This is a genomic window from Streptomyces sp. C (genome assembly GCF_000158895.1).
GTDB classification, from domain to species: Bacteria; Actinomycetota; Actinomycetes; order Streptomycetales; family Streptomycetaceae; genus Streptomyces; species Streptomyces racemochromogenes.
Genome location: NZ_GG657750.1, coordinates 4573024 through 4583499, shown reverse-complemented (window position 1 = coordinate 4583499; position 10476 = coordinate 4573024). Strand labels below are relative to the sequence as shown.

Here is a 10476-nt window from a genome sequence, read left to right as displayed (position 1 = left end):
CCGCGCAGCGGCCCACCCACCCGCACCCGGCTCACCGGCACCAGCCACCCGAACCGACCCCGCCCCGCAGGCCGACGGACGGAGTCCGGCGCAGCGACGCGAAGCCGGGGAGGCCCCCAGGGGCCGAGCCGCGCGAGCGGCGCGTGGAAAGGCGTGGCCCCCAGGGGCCGAGCCGCGCGAGCGGCGCGTGAAAAGGCGTGGCCCCAGGGGCCGAGCCGCGCGAACGGCGCGTTCAAAAGGAAAACAGCCGCTCCAGGACCACCGCGATGCCGTCCGCCTCGTTCGAGAGGGTGACCTCGTCCGCGACGGCGACGAGCTCGCGGTGGGCGTTGGACATGGCCACGCCGTGGGCGGCCCACTCGAACATCGGGATGTCGTTCGGCATGTCGCCGAAGGCGATCGTCGACTCCGCCGCCAGCTCCAGGACCGACGCCGCCCGCGCGAGCCCCGTCGCCTTGTCGACGCCCGGCGGCTGGAGTTCCACCGTGTGCTCCCCCGCCATCGTGACGTTCACCAGGTCGCCGACCACCGACCGCGCCACCCGCGTCAGTTCGTCGTCGTCCAGCCGCGGGTGCTGGAGCAGCACCTTGTTGATCGGCGACGACCACAGCTCGCCGCGCCCGCGGACCCGGACCATCGGCAGGTGCGGGTGCGGCATCCGGTAGCCGGGGCCCACCAGCATCTCCGCGTCGAGACCCTCCTGGTTGACGGCCACGTACACCTCGCCGATCTCCGCCTCGATCTTCCCGAGCGCCACCTCGGCCAGGCCCCGGTCCATCGCGACGGAGTGCAGCAGGACCCCGCGCGCCGCGTCGTACACCTGCGCGCCCTGCCCGCACACCGCGAGCCCCGAGTACCCAAGGTCGTCGAGGACGTGCCGGATCTGTGGGACGGGGCGCCCGGTGACGACGATGTGCCGGGCGCCGGCGGCGCGCGCCGTCGCGAGCGCGGCGCACGAGCGGGGGGAGACGGTGTCACCGGCGCGCAGCAGAGTCCCGTCCAGGTCGGTGGCGATCAAGGCATAGGGGAGGGCGGAAGTCACCCGGCCAAGGATACGGACCCCGTTGGACAAGTCCTATGAATACTGCCCTAATCCGGCCTCCCACAGACCCCACACGCCACTTGACGCGCTCCTGGCCCTACCGGCCCAGGATTCCTGCCACGGCCGACGGGCCGTCTCGGTGGCTTCCTGCTTCAACGCGCTGCGCCGGGGCTTCCGTCCCGGTCTTACCCGCGCTCCACGAGGCGTTTAGCCTGTCCGCCCGCCCGGCGGCCAGGGTGTTGTGCGCGGCGTTCTCGTCACGGTCATGGACGGCCCCGCAGGCTTTGCACGTCCACTCCCGGACCGCCAAGGGCTTCGGCCCGTCCCTGGCGCCACATTTCGAGCAGACTTGCGACGTGGGCAAGAAGCGCCCAATCTTCCCGAAGTACCGGCCGCACTTGACCGCCTTGTACTCCAGCATGTCCACGAATGCCGACCAGCCTGCGTCATGCACGGACTTCGCCAACCGGGAGCGCGCCAGGCCGGACACTCCGAGGTCTTCCACGTACACCGCTTGGTTGTCGCGGATGATGCGCGTGGATGCCTTGTGGTGCCAATCCCGCCGCCGGTCGGCTACCCGAGCATGCTGTCGGGCTACCTTGATCCGAGCCTTTGCCCTGTTCTGCGACCCCTTCACCTTGCGAGACACATCTCGCTGCAGGCGTTTGAGCTTCTTCTCCGCCCGCCGCAGGAATCTCGGAGAGGAGACCCTTGTGCCGTCGGACAGGACTGCGAACACGGTGAGGCCCAGGTCGACCCCCACCTCCGCATCAACCTCGGGCAGGAAGCTCGGAGACACCTCCACGACGAAACTCGCGAAATAGCGGTCGGAAGCATCCTTCGTCACTGTCAACGAAGTGGGCGCAGCCGGCAGCGGGCGGGACCATCTCGCCCGAATGCCGCCCACTTTCGCCACATAGACGCGGCCGTCGTTCCGAATCACGAACGCATTGGTGTTCAGCCGAATGGACTGCCGAGAATCCTTCCTGGACTTGAACTGCGGAGGTCCCATCAAAGGTCCCCTGCGCTTGCCTCCAATGGAATCGAAGAAGCCCTTGAAGGCGGCATCGAGATCACGCAGGGACTGTTGGAGGACGACGGCGGACACATCCGACAGCCACCGGCGCCCCTCCGTGCGCTTTGCTCGCGTGATGCACTGCTTCGAAAGTTCGGCAGATGCCACGTAAGCCAGCCCCGCCGCGTGCGCCTCCCGTCGCACCCGCAGACAGTCGTTCCACACGACCCGGGCGCACCCGAACGCCTGCGCCAGCGCCCGTCGCTGGACGGCGGTCGGATAGAGCCGGTAGTTGTAGCGCAACTGCATGAGACGGAACGTACGGGCTCAGCAAACGGGTACGGGCAGAATGACGAAATGCGACCGGAAGCTGCGGTTTCTGCCTGTTTGCGTTCTCCAAGGTGTGCCTCATGTCTGCCTGAGCACCCGAGCTTTCAATGAGGATCCTGGGTAGCGTGTCCCGCACCGTGTCTACCGGGACACCCCCGGACCCCCTCGAAAGCGAGGCAGCACCCCATGCCCCAGCAGAGCCCCCTCGATGTCCCCGAGGGCGACCCGTTCGGGCCGCACAACCTCCCCTACGGCGTCTTCACCACCCCGGCGGAGCCGGAGCGCCGCCGGGTCGGCGTGCGCATCGGCGGGTACGTGCTCGACGCGGGGGCCGTGGCCGTCGCGCTCGGGTCCCCGTACGCCGGGGTGCTCGCCCAGGGTTCACTGAACCCGCTGCTGGCCGCCGGCCGCACCGCATGGCGCGACGTGCGCCGCGCGCTGACCGCCTGGGTCACCGACCCCGGTCACCGCGGGACGGTCGAGCCGCACCTCCTCCCCCTCGACGGGGTCACGCTGCACCTGCCGTACGAGGTGGCCGACTACGTCGACTTCTACGCGAGCGAGCACCACGCCACCAACGTCGGACGGATCTTCCGCCCGGACGGGGACGCGCTCACCCCCAACTGGAAGCACCTGCCGATCGGTTACCACGGCCGGTCCGGGACGATCGTCGTGTCCGGGACGGACGTGGTGCGCCCCTCCGGGCAGCGCAAGGCACCCACCGACCCCGCGCCGGTCTTCGGGCCGTCCGTGAAGCTCGACATCGAGGCCGAGGTCGGCTTCGTCGTCGGCACCCCCTCGCGGATGGGCAGCCCGGTCGCGCTCGGCGACTTCGAGGAGCACGTCTTCGGGCTGTTCCTGCTCAACGACTGGTCCGCGCGCGACATCCAGGCCTGGGAGTACGTGCCGCTCGGCCCCTTCCTCGGCAAGTCCTTCGCGACGTCCGTCTCCGCCTGGGTGACCCCCCTGGAGGCGCTGGACGCGGCCCGCGTCGCCCCGCCCGCCCGGGACTTCCCGCTGCTTCCCTACCTGGACGACTCCGAGGTCGACCGCCCCGGCGGCTTCGACCTGCGCATCACGGTGTCGATCAACGGGCAGGAGGTGGCCCGGCCGCCGTTCGCCTCGATGTACTGGACGGCCGCCCAGCAGCTGGCCCACATGACCGTCAACGGCGCCTCGCTGCGCACCGGCGACGTGTTCGGCTCCGGCACGGTCAGCGGCCCGGAGGTCGACGAGCGCGGCTCCCTGCTGGAGCTCACCTGGAACGGCCGTGACGCCGTCGAGCTCGCCGACGGCAAGCGCACGTTCCTGGAGGACGGCGACACCGTCACCCTCACCGCGTGGGCGCCCGGCGCCGACGGCACGCGCGTCGGCCTCGGCGAGGTCACCGGCCGCATCACCGCCGCCTGAGACCAGTGGAGGAGGGGGTGGAGCAGGCGGGTCACCCACCCCCTACTCCACCCGCCCCGCCCGGGTGGCGGGGGTCCGGGGCCGAGGTGACCCTGCTCGCATGGCCCCTCGTACCGCAAAGCTCGCCCCCCTGGCCCTCGCGGCCACCGCCTCCCTCACCCTCGGCGCGGCCCCCGCCACCCCGACGGTCACGCCCACCGCCCAGCTCACGGCGACCCTCGTAGCGACCGCCAAGTACCGCGACCACCGGCTGGCCGTCGCCGCCGGCTACGTCCCCGACCGGTACTGCGTGGTCAACCCCGGTGAAGGCGGCGGGGCCCTCGGCTACCCGCACTTCAACCACGCCTACGACGGCTCCACCGACCCCAGGAAGCCCACGGCCCTGCTCTACGAGGGCGACGGCGCGGGGCACTGGAAGCTGGCCGGCCTCGAATGGATGGTCGTGGACCGCGACGGCCGCATGGACACCGACGACGACCGCCCCTCCCTGTTCGGGCAGCCCTTCCGCGGCCCGCTGCCCGCCCGGTACGCGGGCCAGAAGGTGCACTACTCGCTGCACCTGTGGCTGTGGAAGCGGAACCCCTCCGGGCGGTTCGAGCCCTTCAACCCGAAGGTCGTCTGCCGTCCCGGCACCACCCGGCCGCGCCCCGCCGTACCCGCCGCCCCTGTCGCACCCGCCGCCCCGGTCGCACCCGCCACGCCCGCCGCTCCTGCCGCTCCCCCCGCGGCCGCCGCCCCCTGACCCCCCGTTTGGCATCCCGCCGCGTGCACGCCCGCGGCCCCGCCGCGAAGGTGGACGAACGAAAGCCCCTCCGGGACAGGCCCCGAACCACCAGGAGCTCCCATGTCCGTGCACCGCAGCCCGAAGGCCCTGCTCGCCTGTGCCCTCGCCGGCGCGTCCCTGGTCCTGGCCGCCCTGCCCCCGGCGGCGCAGGCGGTCGACGGCCCCGCGCCCGACCCCCGCGACGCGAAGGCGATGCGCGACATGGCCACGGCGATGGCAGTGACCGCGAAGTACGTGGACGAGCGGGCGGCCCTGAAGGACGGGTACGTCCCGCACGGCGAGGAGTGCATGACCAACCCGTTCGGGGTGGGCACCATGGGCTACCACTACGTCAAGGAGTCCAACTGGGGTTCGACGGACCCCGCCAGGCCGACCGCGCTCCTCTACAGCACCCACAAGGACAGCAAGGGCCGGCGCAAGCTCCAGACGGTGGAGTGGATGTCCTCCGACCGCGACCAGGACCTGAAGACCACCGACGACCGGCCCACCATGTTCGGGCTGCCGTTCGACGGCCCGATGCCCGGCCACTGGGCGGGCATGCCCAAGCACTACGACCTCCACATGTGGGCGTACGCGGACAACCCGGCCGGCCGCTTCCACAACTGGAACCCGGCGCTGACCTGCCCCCCGAAGAAGACCCCGGCCACCGGCACCACCACCCCGGCCCACGCGCACGGCCACTGACGGCCGCACGCACGGCGAAGGGCCCGGCCCCCCGAGGGGGCCGGGCCCTTCCGTCCGCGGAACCGGGGACCGGTCAGCGCACGAAGGTGCTCGCCTGTCCCGCCAGGTCCAGGAAGTACTGCGGGGCCAGACCGAGGACCAGGGTGACCGCCACGCCCACCGCGATGGTGGTCATCGTCAGCGGCGACGGCACGGCCACCGTCGGGCCGTCGGCCTTCGGCTCGCTGAAGAACATCAGCACGATGACCCGGATGTAGAAGAACGCGGCGATCGCCGACGAGATCACACCGACGACGACCAGCGCCCCGGCGCCGCCCTCCGCCGCCGCCTTGAACACCGCGAACTTGCCGGCGAAGCCGGAGGTCAGCGGGATGCCCGCGAAGGCGAGCAGGAACACCGCGAAGACGGCCGCGGTCAGCGGCGAACGCCGCCCCAGACCGGCCCACTTCGACAGGTGCGTCGCCTCGCCGGACGCGTCCCGCACCAGGGTGACCACCGCGAAGGCGCCGATCGTCACGAAGGAGTAGGCGCCGAGGTAGAACAGGACGGACTTCACGCCCTCCTCCGAGGTGGCGATCACACCGGCCAGGATGAACCCGGCGTGCGCGATGGAGGAGTACGCCAGCAGCCGCTTCACGTCGGTCTGGGTCACCGCGATCACCGCGCCCGCGAGCATGGTCACGATCGCGACGCCCCACATCACCGGCCGCCAGTCCCACCGCAGGCCGGGCAGCACCACGTACAGCAGCCGCAGCAGCGCGCCGAACGCGGCCACCTTGGTCGCCGCAGCCATGAAGCCGGTGACGGGGGTCGGGGCGCCCTGGTAGACGTCCGGGGTCCACATGTGGAAGGGGACCGCGCCGACCTTGAACAGCAGGCCCATCAGGATCAGCGCGCCGCCGATGAGCAGCAGCGCGTCGTTGCCCATGGTGGAGGCGAGTGCCGGGTCGATCCGGGCGACGGTGCCGTCGACGACGTCGGCGATCACCGCGTAGGAGACCGAGCCCGCGTAGCCGTACAGCAGGGCGATGCCGAAGAGGAGGAAGGCCGAGGAGAAGGCGCCGAGCAGGAAGTACTTGACCGCGGCCTCCTGCGACATCAGCCGCTGGCGGCGGGCGAGGGCGCAGAGCAGGTACAGCGGGAGGGAGAAGACCTCCAGCGCGATGAACAGCGTCAGCAGGTCGTCGGCGGCCGGGAAGATCAGCATGCCGGAGACCGCGAACAGGGCCAGCGGGAACACCTCGGTGGTGGTGAAGCCGGCCTTGACGGCGGCCTTCTCGCTGTCGCTGCCCGGTACCGACGCGGCCTGGGCGGCGAAGGAGTCCACCCGCTTGCCGTGCGCCTTCGGGTCGAGGCGGCGCTCGGCGAAGGTGAACACCGCCACGACGGAGGCCAGCAGGATGGTGCCCTGGAGGAAGAGCGCCGGGCCGTCGACGGCGATGGCGCCCATGGCCGCGACGTGCGCCTTGGTGCTGCCGTAGCCGCCGGCGGCGAGGGCGACGACCGCCGCGAAGGCGGCGGCCAGCGCGGCGACGGCGAGGAACACCTGGACGGGGTAGCGGGACTTGCGGGGGACGAAGGCCTCGACGAGGACTCCGAGGACGGCGGCGCCCACCACGATCAGCGTGGGCGCGAGCTGTGCGTACTCGATCTGCGGGGCCGGGATCCGGTCGGCCGGTCCTTCGGCCGCCAGGGTCAGCAGGCTCTGGGCAGCGATCACTTGGCCGCCTCCACGTTCTGGACGGAGACCTCGGGCTTCGGGTCCGTCTGCTTCACGTCCGACATGGTGTGCTCCACCGCCGGGTTGACGATGGCCGTGAGCACCTTCGGGTAGACGCCCAGTCCGATCAGCAGCGCGATCAGCGGGGCGACCACCAGCAGTTCCCGTGCGCGCAGGTCCGGCATGCTGCGGACCTCCTCCTTCACGGGGCCGGTCATGGTGCGCTGGTAGAGGACCAGCGTGTACAGCGCGGCGAGGACGATCCCGACGGTGGCGATGATCCCGACGACCGGGTAGCGGGCGAAGGTGCCGACGAGGACGAGGAACTCGCTGACGAAGGGGGCGAGGCCGGGCAGGGACAGGGTGGCGAGGCCGCCGATGAGGAAGGTGCCGGCGAGGACCGGGGCCACCTTCTGCACGCCGCCGTAGTCGGCGATGAGCCGGGAGCCGCGCCGGGAGATCAGGAATCCGGCGACGAGCATCAGCGCCGCCGTGGAGATCCCGTGGTTGACCATGTAGAGGGTGGCTCCGGACTGGCCCTGGGAGGTCATCGCGAAGATGCCCAGGATGATGAAGCCGAAGTGCGAGATCGAGGCGTAGGCGATCAGCCTCTTGATGTCGCGCTGGCCGACGGCGAGCAGCGCGCCGTAGACGATGCTGATCAGGGCCAGGACGAGGATCACGGGGGTGGCCCACTTGCTGGCCTCGGGGAAGAGCCCGAGGCAGAAGCGGAGCATCGCGAAGGTGCCGACCTTGTCGACGATCGCGGTGATGAGCACGGCGACGGGGGCGGTGGACTCGCCCATCGCGTTGGGCAGCCAGGTGTGCAGCGGCCAGAGCGGGGCCTTCACGGCGAAGGCGAAGAAGAAGCCGAGGAAGAGCAGCCGCTCGGTGTTGGTCGCCATGTCGAGGGTGCCCGCGGCGCGGGCCTCGGCGATCTCCTGGAGGGAGAAGTTCCCGGCGACGACGTACAGCCCGATGACGGCGGCCAGCATGATCAGGCCGCCGACGAGGTTGTAGAGGAGGAACTTGACGGCCGCGTAAGAGCGCTGCGCGGCGGCGTTCTCGTCGGTGCCCGCGTGTGCCCGGTCCCCGAAGCCGCCGATGAGGAAGTACATCGGGATGAGCATGGCTTCGAAGAAGATGTAGAAGAGGAAGACGTCGGTGGCCTCGAAGGAGATCACCACCATCGCCTCGACCAGCAGGATCAGGGCGAAGAAGCCCTGGGTGGGCCGCCAGCGGGAGGACTGGGTCTCCAGCGGGTCGGCGTCGTGCCAGCCGGCGACGATCACGAAGGGGATCAGCAGCGCGGTGAGGGCGATGAGCGCCACGCCGATGCCGTCGACGCCCAGTTCGTAGCGGACGCCGAAGTCGGCGATCCAGGCGTGGGACTCGGTGAGCTGGTAGCGGTCGCCGCCGGGTTCGAAGCGGACCGCGACCAGGACGGCCAGGGCCAGCGTGGCGAGCGAGAACAGCAGGGCGAGCCATTTGGCGACGGTCCGGCGGGCGGCCGGGACGGCCGCCGTGAGGATCGCGCCGGCCGCGGGGACCGCGGCCGTCAGCGTCAGTAGCGGGAAACTCATCTCACACCGCCCTCATCAGCAGGGTCGCGGCGATGAGGATCGCCGTGCCCCCGAACATCGACACCGCGTAGCTGCGGGCGTAGCCGTTCTGCAGCTTGCGCAGCCGGCCGGAGAGCCCGCCGACCGAGGCGGCCGTGCCGTTGACCGCTCCGTCGACGACGCTGTGGTCGAGGTAGACGAGGGAGCGGGTCAGGTGCTCGCCGCCGCGGACGAGGACCACGTGGTTGAAGTCGTCCTGGAACAGGTCGCGGCGGGCGGCCCGGGTGAGGAAGGAGCCGCGCGGGGCGACGACGGGTACGGGCCGGCGGCCGTACATCGACCAGGCGATGGCGACACCGACGACGAGGACCACCATGGTGGAGGCGGTCACGGCCGCGGCGCTGACCGGCGGGTGGCCGTGCTCGTAGCCGGTGACGGGCTCCAGCCAGTTCAGGAAACGCTCGCCGATCTCGAAGAACCCGCCGGCGAAGACCGACCCGAACGCCAGGATGATCATCGGGATGGTCATGGACTTCGGGGACTCGTGCGGGTGCGGCTCGTGGCCCTCCGCGTCGGGCTGCCAGCGCTTCTCGCCGAAGAAGGTGAGGAGCATGACCCGGGTCATGTAGAAGGCGGTGATGCCCGCGCCCAGCAGGGCGACCCCGCCGAGGATCCAGCCCTGGGTGCCGCCCTTGGCGAAGGCCGCCTCGATGATCATGTCCTTGGAGAAGAAGCCGGACAGGCCGGGGAAGCCGATGATCGCGAGGTAGCCGAGGCCGAAGGTGACGAAGGTGACCGGCATGTACGTCCGCAGCGCGCCGTACTTGCGCATGTCGACCTCGTCGTTCATGCCGTGCATGACCGATCCGGCGCCGAGGAAGAGCCCGGCCTTGAAGAAGCCGTGCGTGACCAGGTGCATGATCGCGAAGACGTAGCCGATCGGGCCGAGCCCGGCGGCCAGGATCATGTAGCCGATCTGCGACATCGTCGAGCCGGCGAGGGCCTTCTTGATGTCGTCCTTCGCGCAACCGACGATCGCACCGAAGAGGAGCGTGACCGCGCCGACGACCGTGGTGACGAGCTGGGCGTCGGGCGCCCCGTTGAAGATCGCGCCGGAGCGGACGATCAGGTAGACGCCGGCGGTGACCATGGTGGCCGCGTGGATCAGGGCCGAGACCGGGGTCGGGCCCTCCATCGCGTCACCGAGCCAGGACTGCAGCGGCACCTGCGCCGACTTGCCGCAGGCGGCGAGCAGCAGCATCAGGCCGATCGCCGTCAGCGTGCCCTCGCCCGTCTCGCCGACGGAGGCCAGTACCGGCCCGAAGGCGAAGGTCCCGAAGGTGGTGAACATCAGCATGATCGCGATCGACAGGCCGATGTCGCCGACCCGGTTGACCAGGAAGGCCTTCTTCGCGGCGGTGGCCGCGCTGGGCTTGTGCTGCCAGAAGCCGATCAGGAGGTACGAGGCGAGGCCGACGCCCTCCCAGCCGAAGTACAGCAGCAGGTAGTTGTCGGCGAGGACGAGCAGCAGCATCGCCGCGACGAACAGGTTGAGGTAGCCGAAGAAGCGGCGGCGGCGCTCGTCGTGCTCCATGTACCCGATGGAGTACACGTGGATGAGCGTGCCCACCCCGGAGATCAGCAGGACGAAGGTCATCGACAGCTGGTCCAGCTGGAAGGCGACGTCCGCCTGGAAGCCCTCCACCGGCACCCAGCTGAACAGCCGCTGGTGCAGGGCCCGGTCCTCGGCCCCGCGCCCCAGCATGTCCGCGAAGAGGACGACGCCGATGGCGAAGGAGACGGCCGCGAGCAGGGTGCCGATCCAGTGGCCGGCCTTGTCGAGGCGCCGGCCGCCGCACAGCAGCACCGCCGCTCCGAGCAGGGGCGCCGCCACGAGCAGCGCAATCAGATTCTCCACTGTGAACGCCC

General features: G+C 70.7%; 8 protein-coding genes. 3 read left to right on the top strand and 5 right to left on the bottom strand.

The window, feature by feature from the left end:
- Positions 1-232: 232 nt before the first annotated feature.
- Together SSNG_RS20665 and SSNG_RS20660 are read right to left on the bottom strand one after the other, a co-directional pair.
- Positions 233-1042, bottom strand: coding sequence for an HAD family hydrolase (locus SSNG_RS20665; RefSeq protein ID WP_007265835.1), 810 nt, complete (start codon positions 1040-1042; stop codon positions 233-235).
- Positions 1043-1139: 97 nt separating this feature from the next.
- Complete coding sequence (locus SSNG_RS20660) at positions 1140-2366, bottom strand: RNA-guided endonuclease TnpB family protein (RefSeq protein WP_007265834.1); 1227 nt, start codon at positions 2364-2366, stop codon at positions 1140-1142.
- 207 nt (positions 2367-2573) lie between these two features.
- Here SSNG_RS20660 and fahA point away from each other — a divergent pair, with 207 nt between their 5' ends.
- The 3 genes from fahA to SSNG_RS20645 all read left to right on the top strand — a co-directional run bounded on the left by fahA (position 2574) and on the right by SSNG_RS20645 (position 5265).
- Positions 2574-3797: a fumarylacetoacetase gene (gene fahA / locus SSNG_RS20655; RefSeq protein WP_007265833.1), complete on the top strand. Its 1224-nt coding sequence runs from the start codon at positions 2574-2576 to the stop codon at positions 3795-3797.
- A 100-nt stretch (positions 3798-3897) separates the two neighbouring features.
- Entirely contained in the window at positions 3898-4539 is a 642-nt protein-coding gene (locus SSNG_RS42250) for a hypothetical protein (protein WP_165365017.1), read from the top strand.
- Between the two features lie 102 nt (positions 4540-4641).
- Positions 4642-5265 (top strand): hypothetical protein, encoded by a 624-nt coding sequence (locus SSNG_RS20645; protein ID WP_050779685.1) that lies wholly within the window; start codon positions 4642-4644, stop codon positions 5263-5265.
- A 73-nt stretch (positions 5266-5338) separates the two neighbouring features.
- Here the strand turns inward: SSNG_RS20645 and nuoN are convergent, their stop codons facing one another.
- The 3 genes from nuoN to nuoL are packed head-to-tail and all read right to left on the bottom strand — an operon-like array spanning position 5339 to position 10465.
- Positions 5339-6985 (bottom strand): NADH-quinone oxidoreductase subunit NuoN, encoded by a 1647-nt coding sequence (gene nuoN, locus SSNG_RS20640; protein WP_007265830.1) that lies wholly within the window; start codon positions 6983-6985, stop codon positions 5339-5341.
- Positions 6982-8568, bottom strand: coding sequence for an NADH-quinone oxidoreductase subunit M (locus SSNG_RS20635; protein ID WP_007265829.1), 1587 nt, complete (start codon positions 8566-8568; stop codon positions 6982-6984). Before SSNG_RS20635 ends, nuoN begins: the two co-directional genes overlap by 4 nt.
- Before the next feature lies 1 nt (position 8569).
- On the bottom strand, positions 8570-10465 hold the full coding sequence (gene nuoL / locus SSNG_RS20630) for an NADH-quinone oxidoreductase subunit L (protein ID WP_007265828.1): 1896 nt from the start codon (positions 10463-10465) through the stop codon (positions 8570-8572).
- Positions 10466-10476 lie beyond the last annotated feature (11 nt).